Here is a 25,592-nt window from a genome sequence, read left to right as displayed (position 1 = left end):
ACCGACAATCGCTGATCAATCAATGATCAATCAACGATCCACCGACAACCAACCCGAAACCAATCAGAACTCGAAAGCGAGATCTTAGTGCTCGAAACGCCCAGCCCATCAGGAGCCTATCAGGATCAACCGGGATCCAGCGCCCATCCTTCAGTGGAAGGCCTAAATTTAACCAAACCCTGATAGATTGAGCGAAACAATCGGCAAGCGCTAGCTCCAAGAAGTTATGAGAGTCCTCGTCATTGGCGGTGATGGTTACTGCGGTTGGGCAACGGCTCTATACCTGTCCGATCGCGGTCATGAAGTTGGCATCCTGGACAGCCTGGTTCGTCGGCACTGGGATCAACAACTGCAAATTGACACCCTGACCCCCATCGCCCCGATCAAGCAGCGCATCCAACGGTGGAAAGACCTGACCGGCAAGCACATTGACCTCTACGTTGGCGACATCACCAACTATGCTTTCCTGGATCAGGCTCTGACCGAGTTTCAGCCTGAGGCGATCGTTCACTTTGGGGAACAGCGATCGGCTCCGTTCTCGATGATCGATCGCGAACATGCCGTGTTGACCCAAACCAACAACGTTGTCGGAACCCTCAACCTGCTCTACATCATTCGTGAGAAGTTCCCCGACTGTCACTTGGTCAAGCTGGGCACCATGGGCGAATATGGCACGCCCAACATCGACATCGAAGAGGGCTACATCACGATCGAGCACAACGGTCGCAAAGATACCCTGCCCTATCCCAAGCAACCCGGCAGTTTCTATCACCTCTCGAAAGTCCACGACTCCCACAACATCCACTTTGCCTGTCGGGTTTGGGGTCTGCGGGCCACCGACCTCAACCAAGGGGTGGTTTACGGCGTGTTGACCGACCAAACCGGCATGGACGAATTGCTGATCAACCGGTTGGACTATGACGGCGTGTTCGGCACAGCACTTAACCGCTTCTGTATTCAGGCCGCCGTGGGCCATCCGTTGACGGTGTATGGCAAGGGCGGCCAAACCCGCAGTTTCCTGGACATTCGCGATACGGTGCGCTGCGTGGAGCTGGCGATCGAAACGCCTGCCAAACCCGGTGAATTCCGAGTGTTCAACCAATTCACGGAACTGTTCAGCGTTTTGGACTTGGCCAAGAAAGTCCAAGAGGCCAGCGCGGCCATGGGTCTGAAGGTGGAAATCAACAACATCGAAAACCCCCGCGTCGAAGCCGAAGAACATTACTTCAACGCCAAGAACACCAATCTGCTGGATTTGGGCTTGCAACCACACTACCTGTCCGATTCGCTGCTAGATTCCCTGTTGAACTTCGCGGTGAAATACAAGGGGCGGGTGGACAACTCGGAAATTTTGCCGAAGGTGAAGTGGAAGGGTTAATCAACAGCTAAAACCACTAAAAGGGCCAGAACAAGGGCAAGGGGCTGAAGTTCCTTGCCCTTGATTTTCTGATTTTCTTCTGATTTTCTTTGGACTTTTTGGCTTTGGCCTGTTTTGGTGCTCGCTGGCTGCACTTAGGGGGTCACCAACAGGGCCGGCTCCACGGCGGCGGCGGGGCCCGTCAAAACCATGTGCGGTGCGGCAAAGTAGCGATCGGCCACCGTTTGAATATCTTGGGCACTCACTTGGGCGATCGCGGTTTGAAAGGTGCGATCGAACTCGCGACCTAAGCCCAACACCTCATACCAACCATAGAGTTGAGCCAACTGGGCGTTGGTTTGCTTACCCAGGGCATATTGACCCAAGAGCTTATTTTTGGCGGCGGTTAACTCTGCCGCCTCGATCGGGTGATGAATCAAGCGTTCCACCTCCGATTGCAACCCGGCGATCGCATCAGGCACGTTCTGAGGCGCAGTGCCCATGTAAACCACAAAGTGCGACGGGCCCAAGCGAGTGGGATAGAGGGCCGAAACTTCATAGGCCAAGCCGCGTTTTTCCCGCAGCTCCACAAATAGGCGACTCGAAAGGCCATTGCCCAAATAGGTGCTGGCCAACTTCAGCGCCGCATAGTCCGGGTGATGTTGTTGCTCGGTTGCGGTTGAATCCGTTCCCAACACCGATGCGGCCCCATAACCCAACATGACGATCGCCTGCTGAGTTTCCTGGGCGATCGCCCGTTGCTCAATGGTGTTGGGCAAGGGCGGAAACTGCGGCTCCACAATGACTTGATCGCTCACCTGCCAATCGCCAAACACTGCTTCGATCGCCTTCAAAGCTTCCTGGGTGCTCAGGCAACCGGACACCGCGATCGTCACCCGATCGGGCTGGAAGTAGGTTTGATGAAACGCCTGCAAATCCGCTGGGGTCAGTTGTCCCGTGGTGGTTTCCGTGCCCAAGGGTGAAAACGCATAGGGATGCTCTGGCCCGTACAGCACTTGGCGCAGTTGATCAAACCCCAGGGAAAACGGCTGCTCGCGTTGGGAACGAATCCCCTGCAACATCAGCGATCGCTCCAGTTCCACCTCCGACTCCGGAAACGCGGGCGATCGCAACAACTCTCCCGCCAAGGACAGCAGATCCACAAAATCGTGGGACACACTCTTGAGGCTAACCAGAAAGTAATCGGTGCTGGCATCCGTGCCCAGGCTGGCCCCAATCGATTCCACCCGCTCCGCAATTTCCATCGATGACAGGCGTTCCGTGCCCTTCGTCATCACCGCTGCCACCAAGTTGGCTAGCCCCGCTTTCGATCGCGCCTCCCACAGACTCCCAGCCTTAATGAAGATACGAGCCGCCACAATGTCCGCTGCCGGATTTTCGATCGCAATTGCCGTCAAACCATTGGGAAAAACATGGTGCTGAACTGGGGGCGCAAACGTCATGGCGAAAGAAACGAGAAATTGTTTTGCACAATACATTCTCACCCCTTTTAACCTGTTTGGGGGCGATCGTACTGTTCATCTTGATCGCTTCCGGCCACCCATCCACAGGTCTGCTTCCCCAAATCATTCAGTCAAGGAATCCGGTTGGTTGCCCTTGGAATCCGTAAAGCTCCAAAGGCTGCGATCGGGGCGATCGCCCAATACCCACCGTTTCATCGATTACTTAAAATTCTGAAAAGAAGATGCCAAAATAGGGGCACTGGCAGATCAAGAATCAGCATTCAATTGCAATTATTTATAGCTAAAAACAGATCGCTAATCAATTAAGAAGCCGATCCTGATTATCCTCAATCCCATTTCCTCCAAATGAAGCCCATTTAGTCCTAGCAAATACCTCAAGAGTCCCTTAACTTCCTGAGGAATAGCCACAATTGTTAGTCACCAAAGCCAAGCCCAGAGTGCATTCCCTTCGCAACTCACTGCTCTTTCCAACTATTGATCCCTATGCTGGCCAAGTGGCTCCAGAGATTACGAGATCGCCTGCTTGTTCGATCCATCAGCACCCAACTTTTTCTCTACGTTTTGGGTGGGGCCCTCGTGGCCTTGGGAACCATGGCCGCTGTCTTTTATCGATCCATTGAACGGGAATCCCTTGGGCGAATTCGTGCGGAACTGAACGCCCAAGTTGAATTTACCCGAGGGCAACTATTAGAGTCGCAGCGCTACATTGAAATTCTGTCGGCGGCTGTTTTGACCAATCGCGATCGAAATATTCAAGATCCAGAATTCTATAAGCAACTAACTTTAGAATTTTTCAAACAACGTCCCAGCTTAGTGTTGGGAGTAGGCTTCGGCCAAAATGCCTTTCAGGTTTTGCGCGATCGTCAGTGGTTTTATCCATATTTTTATGTCGATCAAGGTCAGCCCAATCCGATCGGTGAGCGCCTACCACCTCCCCACTCCGACTGGATTTACTCAGAGTTGTATAAAGACGATCAATATCCTGACCAACATTACTGGCGAATTCCTGTGGGTAATCAAAAGGGAATTTGGATAGAACCCTATGAGTGGTCAAATATTGTCATGACCAGCTACTTAGTTCCCTTCTATGACAGTCAAAAAAACCTAGTTGGTGTGGCAGGAACAGATTTCAGCGTGACCGAACTCAGCAAACGAGTCGATCGATCCGTCATCAACAATGAAGGCTATTTTGCCATTCTCAGTAGATCTGGCAAATTACTGGCTTACCCACCGAAGCGCAAGTCTCTTCAAGCTAATTCCAGCTATCGAGATTTGCCACTCTTGCGCGAACTGTGGCCCATCTTGCAGAGCAAAAATTCCGATATTATTTATCACCAAGATCAAATCATTGCCTATGAGCGAATTCCCAGTGCCAACTGGATTGCGATCGCCGTTGTTCCCAGTGATGTAGTGTTGGGGCCCCTTTGGCGCATTTTAATCATCAGTGTCAGCATCGCCGCCATTCTGCTAGCGATCGCCGTATTGGGTTTTGTGCGCCGTCTCAATCGCCAACTTAAGCCGATTTTAGAAAAATGCAATACCTTGGTGGCCACGGAGAAAATCATGCCCATGGCCACCCCAAAAGCCACCACTTCAGAGGCCGTCTTCGCTTTTGCGGTTCGCGATCGACAGCATATGGATGAGCTGACTTTTTTATGTCATTCCTTTGATCAAATGGCTGCCAAAGTGGAGGCAACCTTGCAATCCTTGGCCGAAACCAACCAAACCCTGCAAGCCACCGTTCAAGACCGCAGCGAAGCCCTAAACCAATTGCAACAAACGCAATTGCAACTGATTCAAAGCGAAAAAATGTCAGGGTTAGGGCAGCTTTTGGCAGGAATTGCCCATGAAATTAATAATCCCGTGAATTTTATTCATGGCAACTTAGATTATGTGCGGGACTATGTTCACGAGTTACTCCAAGCCACAACGCAAGTCTATGCAATTCATGCCGGTCAAGCCAGCCCATCCAACGGTCAAGCCTCGATCGACTTTGAAGAGCTGGCGTTTATTCAAGCTGACTTGATTAAAATTTTGGATTCGATGACCGTGGGCACCGATCGAATTCGGCAGCTAGTTTTATCCCTGCGCACATTTTCCAGAACTGATCAAACCAAAGATTGTGTCACCAATTTGCACCATGGCATTGAAAGCACCTTGCTGTTGCTCAAACATCGTTTGAAAGCAACGTCTGATCATCCAGCCATTGAAGTGATCACGAAATATGGCGATTTGCCACCTGTGGAATGCTATCCAGGCCCGCTGAATCAGGTGTTTATGAATTTGCTGGTTAATGCGATCGATGCCTTGGAGCAAAAAACGGCCGGTTGGAGCGAGGCGGAAATTGAGGCTAATCCTAGCCGAATTGAAATTACCACCCAGTTTATCGCCAGTGAAAATGTGGTTGAAATCAGCATTGCTGATAATGGCCCCGGCATTCCAGAGTCCGTGCAGGCAAGGATTTTCGATCCATTTTTCACCACAAAACCCGTTGGCAAAGGCACAGGCTTGGGACTGTCAATCAGCTATCAAGTTATTACGGAGCGACACCAAGGGAAAATTTTCTGTCGCTCTCAACCCAATCAAGGTACTCAATTTATGATTCATTTGCCTGCTGGTATCAAATAACACACTTAGCCATTGACGGAATTGAGTTCTCGAAGCGGTTCAGTGATTGAAAATTCTCAAATTTTCCTTACGTCATCCCAAGATAGATCATCTCCTGAATCCTTGGAATCATGGGATTTTGGGGGAATTTTGCAGAATGATTACCTCTGAAATATTGTGGAGAGTGTAAAGTTTTATTGTTGAAATCTCATGATTTTCTGTTCTAAGACCGCTATATAACAGGGGTAAGGTTTAACAGCAAATGCTAGTCCTATGCCTATTGACTATCGATATCAATTGGGATTTTCTTGGCCGGTTCGATCGGTCAGTGCGCGCCTTTTTATGAGTGTTCTTGGTGGGGCGCTGGTGGGCATTGGCAGCATGGCAGGAATTTTTTATCGATCGCTGGAAAGTAAGTCGATCGACCAAATCCAAGACACCTTGAATGCTCAGGTACAAGTCATCAATGGACAGCTCACCAACTCCCAAGCCTATGTTAAGGCGATCAGCTCAGCCGTCAGAGCCAATCAACAAGCCGGTATTCAGGATGCCGAATCCTATAAACAATTAGTTTTTGAGTTTTTTAAAAGCCGCCCTGACTTAACCATGGCGGTTTTTTTCGGTCAAGATGCCTACCAAATTGTGCGCGATCGCCCTTGGTTTTATCCCTACTTTTATGTCGATCAAGGCAGCTCGGGCATGGTGGGTCACCGCCTCCCTGCGCCTTACCAGCATGTACGCTATTCAGAAATTTACACCGATGATAATTATCCAACGCGCGATTACTGGAAAGCCGCGATCGCAGCCCGAGGTGATGTTTGGCTAGAGCCTTATGAGTGGTCAGGTATTAAAATGACCACCTTCTATAGTCCTTTTTATAATGACCGCCGCAAACTATTGGGTATTGCAGGCGCTGATGTGAATATCTCAGCCCTAGCTCAGAAATTAAAAAGAACCGTTACCCGTGGCGAAGGGTATTTTGCAGTTTTCAGTCAAGAAGGAAAATTGCTCGTTCCACCGCCCAATTTTAAGTTTACAAAAGTCACCACCGATTACTATGACTTTGCATTATTTCGCGAAGCTTGGCTGATTCTACAGTCGCGCCCCGTGGGTATGGCTTACATGGAAGGCCAGTTCTTAGCCTATCAACGAGTTCCTAGCACGAACTGGATCGCGGTCGCTGTTGTCCCAGAATCGGTCGTTAAATATCCCATTTGGCGCACAGTCCTGATCGGCGCAGCCATTGCCGCTTTGGTGTTGGCTTTTGTGGTTTATGCTGCTGTGCAATATCTTAATCGTCGCTTACAGCCCATCGTTTCCAAGTGCAATGATCTCTTGATTAGTGATTTTTCCAGTAATTCTTCCATGAAGGAACCTCGCCATTTTCTCGAGAATTCAAATGGAAGCTTATCTGGAAATTCATCAGAGACCTATTCTTCATTGGAGATCTCAACCTTAGTACAAAATAGTGCAGGATTATTGACTTCAGAATCCAATGCAGCGCAAGATTTGGAGCAATCAAAATCTAGTCGATCGCCCCACAGGATGGATGAGTTGGAATTTTTGTCCTTCTCCTTTGAGCGAATGTCTAAGCAGGTTCAACAGTCTTTTCAGTCTTTGGAATCAGCGAATCAATTTCTTCAACAAACCGTGGCCGAGCGGACGGCGGCTTTAGATCAGTTGCAGCAAGCTCAAATTCAACTGGTTCAGAGCGAAAAAATGTCGGGACTCGGGCAGATGCTGGCAGGCATTGCCCACGAAATTAATAATCCTGTGAATTTCATTTATGGCAACCTCGATCACATTAAAAATTACACCACAGATCTCATTAGTCTGATTCATCAATATCAATCGATCGTGCAAGTCATTCCCCAAAACATGCGATCGCAGTATCTTTCCGACTTAGAAAGTGAGGCTGATTTTGATGCTGAAGAACTGGCATTCATTGAGGAAGATCTAGGCAAAATCCTTGGTTCCATGACCTTGGGCACTGAACGCATTCGCCAACTGGTTCTTTCATTGCGCAACTTTTCCCGATCCGATCAAGGAATGCATCAACCCTTTCAAGTTAATGAGGGAATTGAAAGCACCTTGGCACTTTTAAATCACCGCTTGAAGGCCAACTCGCAACGACCCGCCATCCAGGTTGCAACCCAGTTGGGAGATCTTCCGTTGGTGGATTGTTATCCAGGGCCACTCAATCAAGTTTTGATGAATTTATTGGCCAATGCGATCGATGCATTGGAAGAGCGCACAGCCCGTTGGGATTTTCCGGAGATTGAAGCAAATCCCAATCGGCTGCAAATTACAACCAAACTGGTGAAATCTGACTCATCCCAATTATCAAACTCACCAATCAACACAGACACGGTAGAAATTGCCATTACTGATAATGGTTCTGGAATTCCCCCAGCCATTCAGGCGAAGATTTTTGACCCTTTCTTCACTACTAAACCCATTGGCAAAGGCACAGGAATTGGCCTATCGATTAGCTACCAAATTATTGCGGAAAAACACCACGGATCCCTAACCTGTTGCTCGCAGCCGGGACAAGGAACAACCTTTATGATTCGGCTACCGCTGAAGCAGCCCCCCATCCCGATCGCAGGGGTTGCCCACGGAACGGGTGGGGATAGTCGTGCTCCTGTGGTTCGTTCAGAATCCCTGGAAACTGAGGGTTCAACAACCAGTTAAGTCCCTGAGAATTCACCAATTCAGAATGAACTAGCCAAGCATTAACTAACCCAGCATTAACTAGCCAAGTATTAACCAACCGTTAGGAATGCCAATCGTTGCCAGAACCGTAGCGCCAAGCCGATCGCACCGGTTTGCGAGCGGGCAAGGCCAGGCGATCGCCCGCGTGATATAGCCCCAAGGCGAGATAATGCCGCATCCAATCCAACAAGGCAGGCAAGCCCAGTTGGGGAATGAGTTGAGCCACCAAGGCCGGCTGGGCGATCGCCACACGGGCCAGGGCGATGGAAAGGGCGGGAAATTGCACCACGTCTTGCAGGAAGGGCCGCAGTACCCGATCGCCCGCTGCGGCCATTTCTCCAAACACCGCATCCAACAATCGATTGATGCGATCGCTCGGTAACTGTTGCCCCACAGCCACGCGCATGGCCTGCTGAAATAACCAGGTAACGGAAAGATTCGGTTGATAGGGCAGCAACAGGCTCAGGTGGGATCGATCGAGCCGATCAGTTTGCAGGGCGTTGGTGATGCCATCCAAGAGCCGATCGAGGTGGCGCAACAGGGCCCCAAAGCCGCCAAAACTGAGGGGGGATTGCAAACCGCTGCTATCACCAATAAACAGCAGGCGATCGACCGTTGGTTGCAAAGGGCTTTGGCGAAAGGCAGGGAAAAAACCAAACAGGGCCCGCTGAAATTGCAACCCCTCCAGGGAAGGCAAGTTTTGGTAGGCGGGCAACAGCCGGAAGTAGTCCTCAAACAAATCGTGCAAACTGGGACGGCTGGGGTGGGCATCCCCATAGCAAAACAGATAGGTGGTGCGGCCCGCTTGGGCGGGGAACGCTTCCCAAAAATACTGGCGATCGTCCTGAATGCCGGTGGTCGTGGCAATGAGATCAGCGCTGTCGTTGGCAGGATAGCCCGTGGCGCAAGTACCCACCACCAGACAAACGCCATCGGGTTTGGCGGGGCCGCGGGTTTGCCGGACAATCGGGGACTGATGCCCCATGGCATCCAACACCAGCCGCGCCCCGATCGTGACCGTAGCCTGATGGGCGGTGACCCAATCCCCATAGGCAGCGCTGCCCCCGGCTCCGGTGGCTCCGGTGGGGCCGCCCAGGAGCGATCGCCCCTCCACCCAAACCTGATCGGGCTGCACGGTCAAGGAAACAAACTGGGTTTGCTCCAGCAGGATGCCCCCAGCGGCCAAGAATTTTTGCCGCAATTGAGCGACCAAAATGGCGGGACTGACTCCCAGATTCAGCACATCCCGCACCCATCGCTCCTGACCACCCGCAAAGGAAATCCGCACGGGATTAAATTCCGAGGCGATCGCCCGCTCCAATTCCGCCGCCGTCAACAGCCCCCGTTCAACCAAAACGGCCAGTTCCGATCGGGAAATGTTCCATTCCTGATCTCGCCCTTGCAGTTGTCCCCGTTCCATCAACACCACGCGCCAACCGGCCTGGGCCAGGGCCGTGGCCATCACAATCCCCAAGGTTCCCCCCAGCACCACCAAATCAACCCTGAGGGCATCGGCCAGCGGCCAGTTGTCAGGATCGGCCGCCAGATTTTGTGAAGATTCGTAAATCACCGAAATAGGGGGTGTAACCCCCTGGCTATCCAGCCCCCGGAGTTGTTGCCACAGGCGATCGGCTCGCGCTAAACCCGCCAACGGTTGGCCGGGGATGGTGGAAAGGAGATCGGCGGTTAAACTCATAACGAACCAGAACGAACAATTGGGTGGAACAGGGCGATCGATTCAGGCGATTGCGGGCCCAGTGGCCCAAGCTTGGCATCCTGACAACCCCCACCCTCCACAAAGGACAGAACGGCCATGGCTGGTGTGAGGTCGAATGCGGCGGCGATCGTGCAATTGCGCGAGGTGGTGAAAATCTATAACCGCAGTCAGCGCGGCCTGTTGGGGGCTAATTTACGGGTCGATCGCGGCGAATTTTTGATGATTACGGGCCCCTCCGGCGCGGGCAAGTCTACCCTGCTGAAGCTGCTCTATGGCGAAGAACTGGTCGATCGGGGCGAAGTGATCATCGATGGGCAACGGGTTAGCGATCTCAATCGCAATCAACTGGCGCTCCTGCGGCGCAAAATCGGCATCGTTTTTCAAGATTACAAACTCATTCCCCGCCGCACCGTCGCCGAAAATATTGCCTTCGTTTTGTTGGCCCAGGGCTATCCCCAGGCGGAAATTCGCCGTCGTCTCACGCCCGCCCTGCGGTTAGTGGGGCTGCTGCACAAGGCAGACCACTTCCCCGAACAACTCTCCGGCGGCGAACAGCAACGGGCCAGCATTGCCCGGGCAATTGTCAGCACGCCCCCCTTAATTTTGGCCGATGAACCCACCGGCAACCTCGACGGCGACAACTCCCAACAGATCATTGCGATCCTGGAGCGGCTCAACGAATTGGGAGCAACCACGATCGTCACGACCCATGATGAGTTGTGGGTGCGGCGCAGTCATCACCGAGTTTTGCAACTGAATGAAGGCAAGCTTTACGAGGTGCGGCCCGCCGGTCGATCGACCGCCCGGCCCGCACCGGCCGCCTGGTTAGGCTAGCAGCTTGCCAATTTGCGATCGGCCAATCTGCGACCGCGCGTCTGGAATCACCATCTGTAACCACCAATTGACGCGGGGCGATCGCCCAACGCTCAAGGGTTGGAATCCGCCAGGCGACCCAAGCTCGGCATTTTCCCCAGCAGTCCTGTCATCAACCTCAGGGCCAGGGATTTCAGGGGCGGAACCCGCTTGAGGGCCGCCAAGCCCAGCCGCCGCACCCAAACCACGGGCCACAGTTGGGTGGAAAAGAGTCGATCGAGCAAATCGGTGAACGCCAAGATCACCCAATTGCCCCAACGCCGCCAGCGATCGTAGCGCCGCAACACCGCCACTTGCCCAAAGTCTTCACCCCGGGCGATCGCCCCCTGGATCACATCAACCAGGGCCGCCGCGTCGCGAATGCCCATGTTCAAACCTTGTCCCCCCACGGGATGGCAACAGTGGGCCGCATCCCCCGCCAGGGCCAACCGATGCCCCACGTAGCGATCGCACTGCATCAACCGCACCGGAAATAGATAGCGACCGCCCACCAATTCCAATTGCCCCATCTGGGGGCCAAACCGTTGGCTCAGGGCCCGCAAAAATGCTGGGTCATCCAACGCCAACATCGCCTGGGCTTCCGCGTGGGGAGCCGTCCACACCAAGCGACAAACATCCCCCAAGGGCAAAATCGCGAAGGGGCCGCTGGTCTGAAACCGTTCGTAGGCGATGTTTTGGTGATGCTGTTCAGCCTTGACGGCGGCCACAATGCAGGATTGCCAATAGGCCCAACCGCGTCTGGGAATGCCGGCCGCTTCCCGCAGGGGCGATCGGGCCCCATCCGCCGCCACCACCAGTTTGGCCCGCAGTCGCGACGGAACCGTCACCCCCTCGCCATTGGGCGCAATCACCAACTCAGCACAATCGGCCCCGTAGTCCAAAACGGTGGCCGTGGCTGGGCCAATCCAAGTGCAATGGGGCGATCGATTCACAGCCCCTTGCAAGGCTTCCAGCAGGGTATTGTGGGCCGCCACATAGCCCAACTCCGTCTGCATTCCCGCATCTTGGGGCCAAAATTCCACCACATCGGGCCAATCACAATCGGAAAGCCGAATGCGCCGGAAGGGTTCCAGACTCGATCGCACCTGATCCCACAGGCCCAATCCCTGGAAGATTTTGGCCGAAGACAGGGAAAAGGCATAGGCCTGAGCTTGTTTTGCTGCCGTGGCCTGGGTTAGGGCTTCAATGATCGCCACTTTCAACCCCGTTTGGCGCAACCCACAGGCCACCACCAAGCCCACAATTCCACCCCCAACGATCGCTACGTCATAGGTGGGAATTGCAGCCGCTTTCGCTTCCGCCACCGCCACGTCAGATTCGCTATGCATTTCTGGGCGATCGAGCAACATAAACCTTCAATTCCTCAAATCTTGAATTCCTACGAATTCCCCGGGAGCCGACGCACAACCAGTACCCATAACCCAATTATCGGGTGATTCCAACCGTTCTGGATCCGGCGGATCACTGCCCGCATGAGTTTCTCAGGATCACCAATAGCAAGAGGGGAGACGATTCAAGATCGTCCCCCCTCCACTGCGTCGCTTAGACTGATTTGCTCAGGCTAGCAAGCACTCACAACCTTCAGAATTAACCGTTGATTGCGGGAGCTTGCAGAGCTACGGGAGCAGCTTCACCAGCAGCCAGATCCAGTGGGAAGTTGTGAGCGTTACGCTCGTGCATCACTTCCATACCCAGGTTGGCGCGGTTGATCACATCAGCCCAGGTGCCGATCACGTGACCTTGCGAGTCAACAACCGATTGGTTGAAGTTGAAGCCGTTCAGGTTGAATGCCATCGTGCTCACGCCCAGGGCGGTGAACCAGATACCCACAACCGGCCAAGCACCCAGGAAGAAGTGCAGCGAGCGGCTGTTGTTGAACGAAGCGTATTGGAAGATCAAACGACCGAAGTAGCCGTGGGCTGCAACGATGTTGTAGGTTTCTTCCTCTTGACCGAACTTGTAGCCGTAGTTTTGCGACTCAACTTCGGTGGTTTCCTTAACCAGCGAGCTGGTCACCAAGGAACCGTGCATTGCGGAGAACAGCGAGCCACCGAACACACCAGCAACGCCCAGCATGTGGAAGGGGTGCATCAGGATGTTGTGCTCAGCTTGGAACACCAACATGAAGTTGAAGGTGCCCGAGATGCCCAAAGGCATACCGTCAGAGAACGAACCTTGACCGATCGGGTAGATCAGGAACACGGCGGTAGCAGCAGCAACAGGAGCGCTGTAAGCCACGCAGATCCAAGGACGCATACCGAGGCGGTAGCTCAGTTCCCACTCACGGCCCATGTAGCAGAACACGCCGATCAGGAAGTGGAACACAACCAGTTGGTAAGGACCACCGTTGTACAGCCACTCATCCAAGGAAGCAGCTTCCCAGATGGGGTAGAAGTGCAAACCGATGGCGTTCGACGAGGGGATCACAGCACCAGAGATGATGTTGTTCCCGTACAGCAACGAACCAGCCACGGGTTCGCGGATGCCGTCGATGTCAACCGGGGGAGCGCCGATGAAAGCGATAACGTAGCAGATGGTGGCAGCCAGCAGGGTGGGGATCATCAGGACACCGAACCAGCCCACGTACAGGCGGTTGTTGGTGCTGGTTACCCACTCGCAGAACTGATCCCACACGGAAGCGCCTTGGCGCTGTTGCAGGGTTGCAGTCATGGTTGGATGAATTGCTTTGTAGAAGAATGATTTGGTGGGTTTTGTTTCCCACGTGAATATAGATTAACTGCTGTGTTTAGTTTTGTAAAGAGGTTTTGACGATGATTTACACAAATTCCATTTTCCTTAACGTTTGAGGTCAAGGGCCATGGCCGATCGCACAGAGGCGGATTGCCGTACCCGTCAGCCTTTGGGGTCTCTGGTAACCTACAGCGCTGCCTACACGCTGGTTCCCACCTATGAATGTTTCAACCGCTGTCAGTACTGTAATTTTCGGGTGGAGCCGGGGGCCGATCGCTGGCTGGGCCTGGCGGAAGCAACAGTTAAGCTTCGATCACTCACCAATCCATTGCGGGATTGTTACAAACCACAATCGGGGCAATTCCCGATCGCCCCGACCAGCCCCCCCAGCTCCGGGCCGATTGAGATTCTGATTCTGAGTGGGGAGGTGCATCCCCGCAGTCCCCGGCGATCGGCCTGGATTCGGCGCATTGAGTCCCTCTGTCGGTTGGCACTGCTGGAAGGGTTTTTGCCCCATGCCAATGTGGGGCCGCTCGATCGCGAAGAGATGGCTTATCTGAAAGCGGTGAATGTTTCGATGGGCTTAATGATTGAGCAGGTGAGCCCTGCCCTAGCCCAAACCGTCCATCGCCACGCCCCCAGCAAGGATCCATCCCGACGGTTGGCGCAACTGGCCCAAGCGGGGGAGTTACAGATTCCCTTCACCACGGGTCTATTAATTGGGATTGGCGAAACCGAAGCCGATCGCCTGGACAGCTTGCGAGCGATCGGGCAGATTCATCGCCAGTACGGCCACATCCAAGAAGTGATCGTACAACCCCACAGCCCCGGTCGGGATCAAGTCTGGGAAGGGGAGGCCTGTTCGGCGGCCCTGTTGCTGGAAACGGTGGCGATCACCCGGGAACTGTTGCCACCGGAAATTGCGATTCAAGTGCCGCCCAATCTATTGAAAACAGCGGAATTGCTGCAACGGGCGATCGAGCTGGGGGCAAGCGACCTGGGAGGAATTTGCCCGATCGATGAGGTGAACCCCACCTATGAACACCCGAGCCTGGCCCAACTCACCGATTGGGTGGCCGCAGCGGGTGGGCAACTGCGCCCCCGGTTACCGGTTTACCCCGCCTTTGACGACTGGTTAAGCGATCCAATGCGATCGCTCGTGCAAAGCTGGCGCGATTTCCTCGGTTCCTCCCCAGATTCGCGAGATTTCCCCGAGCGATTCGACCCGAAACCAGGGCCTACAATGCAGAAGTTAATCAGCCGGCCCTAAGTCCGGTGTTCACGCCCGTTCCCATCGTCTGGTCTTGCTGCTATGTGTGCTTTGGAAATTCGCCCCGTCAATACGCCGGCTGATTTGGAACAGTTTTTAGATGTGCCCGATCGGGTCTATCACCAGGATCCCTATTGGGTTGCCCCCCTACGCAGCAGCATCGCTCGGCAATTGTCACCGGAGAATTCATTCCGCACCTATGGCCAATTACAAGCTTTTGTGGCCTTGAATCCTGAACCGGTGGGGCGGATTGTGGCCACGGTGAATCAACGATTGGTGGAAAAGGAAGGGGAAGCGATCGGGCTGTTTGGCTATTTTGAAACCATCAATGATTTCAGTGTGGCCCAAGGGTTGTTTACGGCTGCCGAAACTTGGTTAAAAGCACAGGGCATGACCAAAGTTCGCGGCCCCATTGATCTGTCTACCCACAATAATTGCTTGATGCTGATTGATGGGTTTGATTCCCCACCCATGGTGATGATGCCCTACAACCCTTCTTACTATCCTGAATTGGTGGAGCAAGGAGGATTCAGCAAAGCAAAAGATGCCTATGCCTATGAATATCCGCTCGATCGCCCCCTGCCCACTGAATTTGAAAAAGCCTATAAAATTGCCACCAAATCCGGCGTGAGCTTCCGCTCTATTGAAACCAAGGGTGAAGCCTTTGAGCGAGATGCCAGGATTTTATATCGTCTATTCACCGAAGCTTTTTCAGGAAATTGGAGTTCTACGCCACGCACCGAAGAAGAGTTTTTGGAAGAAGCGCGATCGCTCCAACAATTGGTTGATCCCGATGTGGTTTTGATTGCAGAAGTGGACGGCAAGGCAGTGGGATTTTTCATGGGCTTGCCAGACTACAACATCCCGCTCAAGGAAGTGAAAGGCAAGCTGAATTGGTGGGGAACGTTGAAGTTTCTTTGGTATCGGCGGCAAATCGATCGGGGGCGGGTGGTTGCCATTTGTTCTTTGCCGGAATATCAACGCAAATTGGTTCCCTTGGCCTTGATTTATTTGGGGTTGCGAGCTTGTCAGCAAAAGGGCAAACCCTACCGCACCTCTGAGTTAGGTTGGGTTTACGAGGACAATTCCCGATCGCGCCGTTTGATCGAAGCGGCCGGCGGCAAAATCTACAAAACCTATCGCATTTATGAAAAGTTCCTATCTCTAGCCTAGGCAATCTCTGAGCAGTAACTTAGGGTACTTGCCAAGCACCAGTCATCATCGGGGCAAGGGGCTTAAGCCCCTTGTCGTCATCGATCAACGAGGCCCGCAGGCATTGGTCAATAAGCCCCACAGGCATCGATCAATAAGTCCCGCAGATATTGATCAGTAAGCCCCACAGGCATCGATCAATAAGTCCCGCAGGGATCGATCAGTAAGCCCCACAGGCATCGATCAATGAGGCTCCCAAGATAGCGGTTTTAGCTCTTCAGACATCCCTATTCAAGCTGGATTCAATCCGGGATTAAAACCCCTGAAAAACTTCACTCGCAATGCCCCAGAAAAGGCGCGATAATAGCATCATTGGCACTATTTCGCGCCTCTTCGCATGGCTGCCCAGTAAGTTCATGGGCCCTGAGCGATCGGCAATAGGCGATTCAGTTAATCGGCCATTTACTAGGCCCTTGATAGGCGATCGGTTTAGGCACTGCAACCATGGTTTTCTCCGCCCCCGCGCCGGATGCTGCACCCAGCAACGGCCCCGCCCAGCCCAGTTCTCACCAGGCAAGTCCTCAACTGTGGCTCTATGACACCACGTTGCGGGATGGGGCCCAGTCGGAAGGTCTCTCATTTTCCATTGAGGACAAGCTACGGATTGCCCGCAAGCTCGATCGCCTGCGAATTCCTTTCATTGAAGGGGGTTGGCCCGGGGCCAATCCCAAGGATGTGCAGTTTTTTTGGCAACTTCAGGAAGAACCGCTGGAATTTTCCGAGGTGGTGGCCTTTTGCTCAACCCGCCGGCCGGGCATGAACGCCGAGGAAGATCCGCTCCTGAAGCCGATTTTGGCCGCTGGGACACGTTGGGTAGCCATTTTTGGGAAATCTTGGGACTTGCATGTGACCGAGGGCCTCAAAACCACCCTCGATGAAAACATCGCCATGATCCGCGACTCGATCGCCTTCCTAATCAGCCAAGGGCGACAGGTGATCTACGACGCGGAACATTGGTTTGACGGCTATTTGGCAAATCCCGACTACGCGATCGCCACCCTCAAGGCAGCCCACGAGGCCGGGGCCGCTTGGTTGGCCCTCTGCGACACCAATGGCGGCACACTCCCCCACGAGGTGGCTCGGATTGTGGCTGAGGTGCGGGAATGGCTGCCCGCGGCCCAATTGGGAATCCACACCCACAACGATTCCGGCACGGCGGTGGCCAACGCGATCGCCGCTGTCCAAGGGGGCGCAAGGATGGTGCAAGGCACGATCAATGGCTATGGCGAGCGCTGTGGCAATGCCAACCTCTGCACCCTGATTCCTAATTTGCAGTTGAAACTGGGGCTGAACTGCATTCCCGCCGCCCAGTTGGCGGAGTTGACGGCCACCAGTCGCTTTGTCAGTGAAGTGGCGAACTTGGCTCCGGACGATCGCGCGCCCTATGTGGGTCTGTCTGCCTTTGCCCACAAGGGAGGGATCCATGTCAGCGCCGTGGAACGCAATCCCCACACCTATGAACATATCTCGCCCGATCGGGTGGGAAACCAACGCCGAATCGTCATTTCTGATCAATCGGGTTTGAGCAATGTGTTGGCCAAAGCCCGCTCCTTTGGCTTAGATCTCGACAAACAAGACCCCGCCTGTCGGCAGATTTTACAAACCCTCAAAACCCTGGAAAATCAGGGCTATCAGTTCGAGGCCGCCGAAGCCAGTTTTGACCTGCTGATGCGAACGGCTCTCGGTCAGCGATCGAGCTTTTTTGTCCTGAAAGATTGCCGCGTTCACTACGACTTTGGTGAACCGAGCGATCGGGAATCCTTGGCCACCGTCAAGGTCACCGTGGGCGATCGCACCCTACTGGAAGTGGCGGAAGGTAACGGCCCCGTGGCGGCCATGGATGCGGCCCTGCGGCGAGCGCTGGTGCAGTTCTATCCAGTGGTGGCTCAGTTCCACCTCACCGATTATAAGGTGCGAATTTTGGATGGCGGCGCGGGCACATCCGCCAAAACCAGAGTCCTGGTGGAATCCAGCGACGGCCACCAGCGTTGGACAACCGTGGGAGTCTCCGGCAACATTTTGGAAGCTTCCTATCAAGCCGTTGTGGAAGCGATCGAATATGGCCTGATTCTTCACGGTATTCAGACTTTGCAACCACTGCCCCTACCTTTGGAGGTCTAAAAAGTCACATCTTTGGCAACCCTATGCCACGGAGGTGTTGCGCCAAAGTGCCATTCTTGAAGCAGGATTTTAGGGCTAAGAAATAGAATTCCCGATCGCAAAAGCAAGGGTTCGATCATGAACCTTTGCTCATCTTTAGTGCCCCAGATTCCAGCGATCCTACGGATTTTCCCTGAACTTGCGCCCCCCTGAGACCACATGGGACCAACCGGAATCGGGGCTAATTTTCCGCCCTGGCCGCCCGCTGGGTCTGAGTCGCGGCCGCTCCCATGCCCACCCATCGGCTGGGTAATCTCCCTGGCAGTTTGCTCCCCAAGATATTGACCATTAATTCAAAAACGAGTTAACTCGAAAGAAATTTATCTAAATTGGATCCCAGAGGAAAAAATTTAACAATAATTGAAGTTGCAACCCCTCTATTTGTGATAACTCTGAAGGAAAGATGGAAAAGGATCTTGAGGCAGTTCTGTGCTGAAATCAGCTTCGTCTGAAGGTGAGCAGGTGCGACGCGGCTTTCGGCAGCTCGTGGTGACCATTTTGTTGGTATCAGGGTTGCTTTACACAGGCGTGGCGAGTGTCCTGCTGAACACCATCACCAGCCTCGAACAAAGAACCATCGAAGAACATACCAACCGCTTTACTCGGTTACTTTACCGGCGATCGGCCCAGCTTTTGCCATCGGCCTGTGACTATGGCTATTGGGATGCAACCCATCAGTTTCTCAGGCAGCCCAATGAAGACTTTATTCGCAATAATTTTAGTCCAACCAATTATCAAAGTTTTGATTTAACCATCATGGGCGTGGTGGGTCGCGATGGCAAAATTCGCTATGCCCGAGAGCGACAAGTTTCAAATCAGTCCGGCAGCACCGCCAACGATCGCTACCATGAACCCTCCACAACCCTGACGTATTTTTTGCAATCCTTGCCGAAAGGATTTCAATCAAACCCAGACCAAAAGCGGCTGGCAGGTGTGGTAGCCATTGACAATGATTTATTAAGCATTGCCATTTGCAGCATTCCCAATCCTCAAAAACCAGATCAAGTGGATGGTTGGTTTGTGATGGGTCAGCGGCTGGATGCTCGGTTGCTTCAAGATTTAAGCCAATTGGTTCCGGGGGCTTTGGAAATTAAGGTCAGCCGCCATTCCAACAATTTGCCCCTCTATGGAGCCTTTGATTTTACGGGTCAAGCCAGACGAAATCAGCGCACCGAAGTAACTGATTCATCGCGCAATTTGGTGGGTTATCGCTACTTAGTGGATGTGTATGGCAAACCCAGTGCGATCGCCCGGGTCACCATTACGCGCACCCTACACCAACATAGTTTGTATGGACTCTTAAGCATTGGCGGCATTTTGGTGCTGCTCAGTTTGGGATTCATTAGCCTGGCTTGGCAGGCCCTGCAACAGGCTTTGCAGAACTTGGATGAGCGCGATCGAGCGGAGGCCGCCCTAATTGAATCGGCCACTCAAAATCTCGATCGGGAAACCTATCGCGCTCGCATCATGGAACTGGAGTTAATTCTTCAAGATTTGCGGGCTTCTCAGGCTCAGTTGATCCACAGCGCCAAGATGGAAAGCTTGGGCAAAATGGTGGCGGGCATTGCCCATGAAGTGAATAATCCCGTGAGCTTTATTCAGGGTAATTTGCGACACCTAAAAAAATATCAACAGGATCTTTGCGACCTAATACGGCTGTATCAAAAATATTATCCCGTTGCCTACGATGAAATTTTAGATCGCTCCCGAGAAGTGGATTTGGCTTTCATCTTAGAAGATAGCGATCGGGTCATTCAGTCCATCGATCGCGGAGCCGATCGGATCTATCGAATTGTGAATGCCCTGCGCAATTTTTCGCGATTGGATGAATCGGATTTGAAATCGGTGGATCTCCATGCAGGCATTGACAGCACGATCGAACTCTTAGACCACGCCTTAGAAGAACGCTCATTCCGACCAGCGATTGCGATCGAGCGAGTCTATGGCGAATTACCCCTCGTTGAGTGTTATGCACGCCAGCTCAATCAAGTTTTTATGCATTTACTCATGAACTCGATCGACTCCCTCGACGAGACCATGAAAAAACACTATCAACGCATTCACGGAAAACCGGCAGACTCAGCCCCGAGCACCCCAACCACCGCTCCCGTCATTTTGGGGGCGGAGCCAGGAACCGAAATTGACCTTAGCAATTCAGAACCCATTGATGGAGAAAGCCATCGTTCACCGGTCTTGAAAACCTCCACTGACCTACCCGCAAAGGCCCCCCGAAATTCCGGTCAACCAACGAGCCAATCAAAGCTGGAAAATGCGGGTATTGGCAACCTAAATTCTGAAAACGCTAGCACGAGCAATAATGCCAATAACACTAACAATAATCGGCGAAATCGAGGGGCTTCCTTTGCAGAGCAACTGAGATCCAAATTGCAAACCTTTGATGCTAATGGTTCAGGATTTGAGGCGGCTAAAGCTCCATTACAACCCACCATCACAATTCGTACCAAAGTGGATTTAAACCGCTGGGTTTTGATTTCCATTGCTGACAATGGCTTAGGCATTGACAAACAAGTTCAATCGCGATTATTCGACCCCTTTTTCACAACCAAACCCGTTGGGCAAGGCGCTGGACTAGGGTTATTTATTAGCCATCAAATTATTACGCAGCATGGTGGACAACTTCGCTGCATCTCTGAGCCGGATCAAGGTAGTGAATTTATTATTTTGTTGCCCCTGAAGCAGATTCGCGAAACCAAACCCCAGGAGGAGTTAGCGATGAAGTTGCGATTTAACCAGCTTCAGCGGGGCTTGAGTCATAGTCACGATCGATCGCCCCATTTGGCTTCGGCTCCGGTAGTTTCTGGCACCGAGGAAGAAGCGTCCAAAGGTTAATCACGCCACGGGAACTCTGTCCCTATGTAGTCCGCCACCGGGGGCAAGTTGGTACAAGGTGGCTCAATTCGGCCGAGCGTAATCGGCCTAGCGCGATCGCTCTAGCGCAATCGTTGGGCGATCGGGTCAAAACACAAACGACCAGCCCCCCAGGCCACCACCAGCGCACCAACGGAGACAGCCAGCGCCGCCGCCACCATCACCAAGAGCTGCACCGACACGGCCATCAACGGATCCATGCCTGCCAGCAGGGCCCCACTCACCAGACCTGGCAAAGTGAATAGTCCCGCACTGGTGAAACCGTTCAAGGTGGGCACAAGGGCCGATCGCAGGGCGGCGCGACGATGGGGGGCGATCGCCTGTTGGGCCGTGGCCCCCAAACTCAATCGCTGTTCAATATCGTTGCGGTGCGATCGGGCCGCCATCATCACCTGTTCCCCCGCGATCGCCGCCCCATTGGCCGCCGCCCCCAACACCACAGCCCCCACGGGAACCCAAACCCGAGGCTCAAACCACTGCCCCGGCCGCAGCACCAACAGCACCACCGGCACACTGGCCAACAGTCCGGCTCCCAACAGCCCGCCCAACAGCCAGGGCAAGAGTTGGGGCCATCGTTGCCCCATCTGTTGGTGGGCAGAAACCACCGCCAGCCCCCACAATCCCCCCAGGGCGATCGCCAGGCTGCCCGGAGACGGAGCCGCCAAAACCAAAGCCAACAAGCTGCCCACCGCCGTGAGTTGCAACAGGGCCCGCCCGATCGCCCGGCCCCAAGCCCGCGTCAGCCCCAAGCCTTGACTGGCACAGAGGCCCACTGTCCCCAACGCCAATCCTCCCAGCCACAACAAATCCACTGGTTCCATGAAAGAACCCAACTCAAAAAGACCTTAACGCCATCCTAAATCACGCATTAATTACGTATTTCTCCACAATCCCTTCGCCATTACCACGTTGCCACCCTGTTGGGGCTGCGTAGTTGATCTGAAATTAATCTGAAATTGATGTGCAATTAATACACCATTAATGCGTCATCAATGCGTCATCTAACGATCCTGATGCACCATTGCTACAAAATAAATCTGCAATTATCATGTCGTTAACCTAGGATTAATTGAGCCTCCAAGTTAGATTTTCTTGAATAATTGATCGCAGTTATTGATTGCAATGATTAATTGTAATGTTTTATTTCATTTCAAAAAGTTTTGAACATTTCTTCTATTGAAAACTACATGAATAATTTTATGGATCTTGAGAACAATCTTGAGATTTAGTTGAAAAACCTCAAGAAAGTCACACTGACTACCCATTTCTTGAACAAGATTTTTGTCATGATTTCAGAATTTTTCATTCCTTAAGTGATCCGGATTGAATTTGGAAGAGCCAGATTTAATTACAGAATTAGAATCCAGAAACTTTTTAGATTAATTTCCTCGTAAATTGACTATCTTAGAATTACTCAAGTAGAGAACATTGATGCGAGATGGCTCCATCAGCCATTGGGCTTAGTGATCGTTGCTATTGCCCAAAGAGGCGACCACAGGGCATTTCTCATCTTTTTGGCGATTCTCTTTTGATGTTTTTGTCAATGCCCTTGGCCCTATTGAGTGTTGGCTACCAGGAAAGAAGGCATTTTTCGGCGGCTTTGGGTTGGGTGAGTGATTTCAAAATAATTCTCATTCCCTGGCCCCATTGAGAAAACCTCTCGTCAGGACGAGTTAGCGCACTGTTTCACTTTGACCCCGCATCTGCCGGAATCAAGTTCTGGATTAGTTGGCTGCCATTAAGCTTTCACTGCCGGAATGACCCCAGTCGTCAACGCCTCAAACAACGGTCAAATGTGTCATGACAATCTGAATAGTGTGGCTGAATTTGGTGATTGAGGTTGAACCGTTTATCCGTTACAGGCTGCCTGAATTTACGCAAATCTACGTCGAATTTGGGAGTTTCTGCCATCCCCTAGAACGCTGCCTGCCAGCGTACCGATCATGAGTGGCTCGTTTGCGCAATCACTGCAATGGACCTTGACAGCGGAGGGCTGTCAACAGGTGCGATCGCTGCTCTGGCAGTCAACGTTGGATTGTCTCCAGGAATTAGGGAATTTGCCGGAATCCGGGGCGATCGCCACAGAGGGGGACGCGACGATCGGGAAGCGACAGCAGCCCGCTTTTGCCCTGGTGACGGGGCCGGGGCTGGCTTGGTTGTTGACCATGGAGCGATCGAGCGAGGGCGAGACCCCAACCGGGATGGCAACGGAAGCGCCGGAATCATCGATGCGACGGGGGCGGGGCCGAGGCCACAAGGCCAATGGCCGCGGGCCGATCGAGGATCCAGCGGCCACCACTCACCAAACCCTACGCCAGGGTTTAGATCAAACCACGCTCCATCCGGGGATCTATCACCTGCGGCTGACGGACGATCGGCGGGCCATTCAGGCGCTGATGAAAGAACGGGGACTGTTGAAAGTGCCCCAGGGCTGGCATAAGGCCAATGCATCGCTGCAATCGGCAGTGTTGGTGCGGTGGCTGGCCACTTGGACGCAGACTCTGGCGGCTCCTTTGTTGACCCCGGCCCCGGCCCCTCGGCCCTCCCCAACCCGATTGGAGGGCGATCGCCACCTGATTGATTTGCTGGTGGGGATTGTTCAGGAACAGGAATTGCCCGTGGTGATTGACCGCGCCTTGCAAACTCTCTGTCAAGGCTTGCGGGTCGATCGAGCGTTGATCTACCAATTTCAGGCGCGGTTACAGTCCATTCGGCTCTGGCGACAGGCGGATCAGGCGGCGGGGCTGCCCTCCCCTTGGGACGATCCGAACTGGCAAATGACTCGCGATTGCGTGACCTATGAAGCGCGTTTGGACGACCAGGTGGGTTCGGTGCTCTATGAGGGGGCCGATCGCTGCTTTGTGGATGACTTTGAACCCCAATGGCGATCGCAGGAACAGGAAACTTGGATCGTGAACGATGGGGGGCGCGATCGGGCGGCACGGGCCCAACTGGCCGTACCAATTTTGGCTCCCATGCGCGGATCGGTGGGGTTATGGGGATTTTTGGTGCTCCATCAGTGCGATCAAGCCCGGCTTTGGACTCCCGAAGAAGTGAGCCTGGCCCAACAGATTGCCCAGGGCTTGGCCGTGGCCGTGCGGGCAGCTCACCTAGATGCCACCTTGCAGCAGCAGCAACAAACCCTCGGTCAGCAAATCAGCACCCAAACCAGGGTTTTGCAGGAAGCCCTGCTGGCCGCCAAATCGGCGGCCCGGGCCAAGAGTGAATTTTTAGCCACCATCAGCCACGAGCTGCGCACCCCCTTAACCTGCGTGATTGGCCTGTCGGCTACCCTGTTGCGCTGGTCTTTCGGGCAACTGAACCAAAAACAGCGCGACTATCTGCAAACCATCCACGACAGCGGCGAGCATTTGCTGAAGCTAATTGAAGACTTGCTGGAAATGTCGCAGGTGGAAGCCGGGCGCACCGTCTTGAACGTCAGCGATTTTTCAATTACCCAACTGGTGTACTCGGTGGTGAATGGCGAGCGGCCCCACGCCATTGAGCGCGGCATTGAACTGTTGTTGGAAGTGCAAATTTTGACCAAAGACGATCGCTTTTCGGCCGATTGTCATCGCGTGCGGCAAATTCTTAGCAATTTATTGGGCAATGCAATCAAGTTCACACCCGAAGGTGGCCAAGCGATCGTCCGAGTTTGGCGCGAACAAGACCTGTTGATGTTGCAGGTGGAAGACACTGGCATCGGCATCCCTGAAGATTGGATCCCGCAACTTTTTGAGATGTTTCACCAGTTCGATCCGTCCTACGGGCGGGTTTACGACGGCTTGGGTTTGGGCTTGGCCCTGACCAAGCAGTTAGTGGATCTGCACAAGGGCTGGATTGAGGTGGATTCTTTGCCCGATCGGGGATCGACTTTCACGGTGGGAATTCCCTCCCAAGCCCCCGCCGCCGAGCAACCCACCGCTCCCAACGGAGAAGAACCGGTGGATTGGCGACCGTCAGGCTCGGTGATTCTGATCGATGCCCAAGAGGAGCGGGCGATCGCCGTTTGTGAGCTGCTGATGGCGGCCGGCTACCAAGTGGTTTGGACTCCAGACGGGGCGATCGCCCTCTCCCAGCTAGACGTGTTGCAACCCCAGGTGGTGATTGTCAGTTTGCGGCTGCCGGGCATGGATGGCTGGGAAGTGGTGGCCGGATTGCGCCGCCAAGCGCCCCGAGTGCAAGTGCTGCTGTTGGGCGATCGCGCCGAGGCCTCACCGATTTTGGTCGATCATCCCAACCTGACCGTGGATGTGGTGCTGGGGGAAAAATTTGACCCGGAACGGCTTTTGCACGAGGTGAACACCCTGTCCCAAGCCGCCGCCCGCGCCATGCGCATGAACAGCCAAGCCACGGGCGTGATGACCCGTGCCCGATCGCCCCTCGCCGATCGCTCAAACGAGCGATAACCGACGATTGAGCGTGGCCCAACCGATCGGGGATTATCGTTGCTTCGGGATGGGTGGCGGTCAATCGACAAACCGTAGGGTGAGTGGGAGAACGTTTTCGGGGTAACGGTTTGGTTGGCTTGTCTCCCACGCACCATCGATCGCCCCTCGGGATCACGAGTCGGTTTGGCTGCGGCAATGGCAGCGGTGCGTAGGGCACAAACCCAAT

14 protein-coding genes are annotated in these 25,592 nt (G+C 53.6%); 9 read left to right on the top strand and 5 right to left on the bottom strand.

Annotated features, from left to right (window positions below; genetic code table 11):
• The first annotated feature begins 226 nt into the window (after nucleotides 1-226).
• Nucleotides 227-1,378 (top strand): NAD-dependent epimerase/dehydratase family protein, encoded by a 1,152-nt coding sequence (locus tag AMR42_RS06435; protein ID WP_099532643.1) that lies wholly within the window; start codon nucleotides 227-229, stop codon nucleotides 1,376-1,378.
• Nucleotides 1,379-1,512: 134 nt separating this feature from the next.
• Here AMR42_RS06435 and AMR42_RS06430 read toward each other — a convergent pair whose 3' ends face one another.
• Nucleotides 1,513-2,820, bottom strand: a complete 1,308-nt coding sequence (locus tag AMR42_RS06430) for a pitrilysin family protein (protein WP_099532642.1) — start codon at nucleotides 2,818-2,820, stop codon at nucleotides 1,513-1,515.
• A 504-nt stretch (nucleotides 2,821-3,324) separates the two neighbouring features.
• Between AMR42_RS06430 and AMR42_RS06425 the strand changes: the two genes are divergently transcribed.
• Together AMR42_RS06425 and AMR42_RS06420 are read left to right on the top strand one after the other, a co-directional pair.
• Nucleotides 3,325-5,469, top strand: a complete 2,145-nt coding sequence (locus AMR42_RS06425) for an ATP-binding protein (RefSeq protein WP_099532641.1) — start codon at nucleotides 3,325-3,327, stop codon at nucleotides 5,467-5,469.
• 621 nt (nucleotides 5,470-6,090) lie between these two features.
• Nucleotides 6,091-8,142 (top strand): ATP-binding protein, encoded by a 2,052-nt coding sequence (locus tag AMR42_RS06420; protein ID WP_234406711.1) that lies wholly within the window; start codon nucleotides 6,091-6,093, stop codon nucleotides 8,140-8,142.
• A gap of 82 nt (nucleotides 8,143-8,224) precedes the next feature.
• Here the strand turns inward: AMR42_RS06420 and AMR42_RS06415 are convergent, their stop codons facing one another.
• Nucleotides 8,225-9,859: an NAD(P)/FAD-dependent oxidoreductase gene (locus AMR42_RS06415; protein WP_099532639.1), complete on the bottom strand. Its 1,635-nt coding sequence runs from the start codon at nucleotides 9,857-9,859 to the stop codon at nucleotides 8,225-8,227.
• A gap of 117 nt (nucleotides 9,860-9,976) precedes the next feature.
• Between AMR42_RS06415 and ftsE the strand changes: the two genes are divergently transcribed.
• Nucleotides 9,977-10,714, top strand: a complete 738-nt coding sequence (gene ftsE / locus AMR42_RS06410; protein ID WP_099532638.1) for a cell division ATP-binding protein FtsE — start codon at nucleotides 9,977-9,979, stop codon at nucleotides 10,712-10,714.
• A 92-nt stretch (nucleotides 10,715-10,806) separates the two neighbouring features.
• On the opposite strand, the gene AMR42_RS06405 is transcribed toward ftsE, so the two are convergent.
• Both AMR42_RS06405 and psbA read right to left on the bottom strand, forming a co-directional pair.
• Entirely contained in the window at nucleotides 10,807-12,081 is a 1,275-nt protein-coding gene (locus AMR42_RS06405; RefSeq protein WP_099532684.1) for an FAD-dependent hydroxylase, read from the bottom strand.
• Nucleotides 12,082-12,340: 259 nt separating this feature from the next.
• Entirely contained in the window at nucleotides 12,341-13,423 is a 1,083-nt protein-coding gene (gene psbA / locus AMR42_RS06400) for a photosystem II q(b) protein (protein ID WP_099532637.1), read from the bottom strand.
• 148 nt (nucleotides 13,424-13,571) lie between these two features.
• Between psbA and cofG the strand changes: the two genes are divergently transcribed.
• The 4 genes from cofG (at nucleotide 13,572) to AMR42_RS06375 (ending at nucleotide 20,936) form a co-directional block, all read left to right on the top strand.
• Nucleotides 13,572-14,714: a 7,8-didemethyl-8-hydroxy-5-deazariboflavin synthase subunit CofG gene (gene cofG / locus AMR42_RS06395; RefSeq protein ID WP_099532636.1), complete on the top strand. Its 1,143-nt coding sequence runs from the start codon at nucleotides 13,572-13,574 to the stop codon at nucleotides 14,712-14,714.
• Nucleotides 14,715-14,756: 42 nt separating this feature from the next.
• Entirely contained in the window at nucleotides 14,757-15,887 is a 1,131-nt protein-coding gene (locus AMR42_RS06390; RefSeq protein ID WP_099532635.1) for a GNAT family N-acetyltransferase, read from the top strand.
• Nucleotides 15,888-16,370: 483 nt separating this feature from the next.
• Nucleotides 16,371-18,047: a citramalate synthase gene (gene cimA, locus AMR42_RS06385; RefSeq protein WP_099532634.1), complete on the top strand. Its 1,677-nt coding sequence runs from the start codon at nucleotides 16,371-16,373 to the stop codon at nucleotides 18,045-18,047.
• A gap of 468 nt (nucleotides 18,048-18,515) precedes the next feature.
• Entirely contained in the window at nucleotides 18,516-20,936 is a 2,421-nt protein-coding gene (locus AMR42_RS06375; RefSeq protein ID WP_099532632.1) for a CHASE4 domain-containing protein, read from the top strand.
• Nucleotides 20,937-21,037: 101 nt separating this feature from the next.
• Here AMR42_RS06375 and AMR42_RS06370 read toward each other — a convergent pair whose 3' ends face one another.
• Nucleotides 21,038-21,796, bottom strand: a complete 759-nt coding sequence (locus AMR42_RS06370) for an ABC transporter permease (RefSeq protein WP_143472962.1) — start codon at nucleotides 21,794-21,796, stop codon at nucleotides 21,038-21,040.
• 1,122 nt (nucleotides 21,797-22,918) lie between these two features.
• Here AMR42_RS06370 and AMR42_RS06365 point away from each other — a divergent pair.
• Nucleotides 22,919-25,384: an ATP-binding protein gene (locus AMR42_RS06365; RefSeq protein WP_099532630.1), complete on the top strand. Its 2,466-nt coding sequence runs from the start codon at nucleotides 22,919-22,921 to the stop codon at nucleotides 25,382-25,384.
• Nucleotides 25,385-25,592 lie beyond the last annotated feature (208 nt).

The organism is Limnothrix sp. PR1529, from assembly GCF_002742025.1.
In the GTDB taxonomy this organism is placed as follows: Bacteria; Cyanobacteriota; Cyanobacteriia; order CACIAM-69d; family CACIAM-69d; genus CACIAM-69d.
This window is presented reverse-complemented; position numbering and strand designations above follow the sequence as displayed.